This is a genomic window from Bacteroides sp. AF39-11AC, assembly GCF_003474285.1.
Classification (GTDB): Bacteria; Bacteroidota; Bacteroidia; order Bacteroidales; family Bacteroidaceae; genus Bacteroides.
Genome location: NZ_QROH01000037.1, coordinates 1 through 966 on the forward strand (window position 1 = coordinate 1; position 966 = coordinate 966).

Consider the following 966-nt stretch of genomic DNA (forward strand, 5'->3'; position numbering starts at 1 on the left):
GTTTATAAAAGTACAGGTGAATCTTTTGCACAAACAGATGCAGGCATTGAACTATTTGAAGATGATAATTGGACACGCTCAAAACGTTTTTCTATTGTTAATGCTGCATTCTCTGATAGTGAAAAACAGAAGGTAAAAGGACATGATTTTAATATAATTATGTATATAAATTCGAGTACAGGTAGGGTTGATGAAGTGAGTTTCGAGTTTCATAAGTCTGATCCTTTTGCAGCAATTCCTATTTCTGTTTATCGTAAGATTGAAATAGAACTTAAGAAAGACATATGGTTCACTCTTACTGCCGAGGGGAAAATGCTGAGTTATATTTTTTATTGGTGGGCACAAGAGCCTAAATAAGTAAATCGCTTAAATAATAATGTCTGTGCGTGTAAAAATGAGAACTTTAATTCTTGCTATTAGTACATTGTTTTGTGTTGCATATTTGCATGCACAGACAAATTATTATGCCACAACTAAAACTTTCAATCAAGATGGCTATATTTATCAGTGTGATGTACGAGCCTCTGGTTTTGTTACACTTTATAACAAAAGTAATAAATTAATTAATGTTTATCCTGTTTATAAGAATACTGGTGAATCTTTTGTGCAAACAGAAGCGGGCATTAAATTGCTTGAGAGTGACACTTGGACACGTTCAAAACGTTTTTCTATTGTAAATGCCGCATTCTCTGATAGTGAAAAACAAATGCTAAAAGGACATGATTTTTATATAATTATGTATATAAATTCAAGTACAGGTAGGGTTGATGAAGTAAGTTTTGAGTTTCATAAGTCCGATCCTTTTGCAACAATTCCTGTTTCCGTTTATCGTAAAATAGAAACAGAAATAAAGAAAGACCTTTGGTTTACTCTTACTACCGAGGGAAAAATGCTGAGTTATATTTTTTATTGTTGGGCACAAGAGCCTAAATAAGTAAATCGCTTAAATAATAATGTCTGTGCGTG

At 32.4% G+C, this 966-nt stretch carries 2 protein-coding genes; both read left to right on the forward strand.

Going from position 1 to position 966, the window contains the following annotated elements:
• Positions 1-357, forward strand: a 357-nt coding sequence (locus DW036_RS25370; protein ID WP_118466761.1) for a DUF5043 domain-containing protein, incomplete at its 5' end; no start/stop codon positions are given.
• Positions 358-394: 37 nt separating this feature from the next.
• A complete protein-coding gene (locus DW036_RS25375) occupies positions 395-934 on the forward strand; it encodes a DUF5043 domain-containing protein (protein WP_118466763.1) in 540 nt (179 codons plus the stop codon).
• The last annotated feature ends 32 nt before the right edge of the window (positions 935-966 follow it).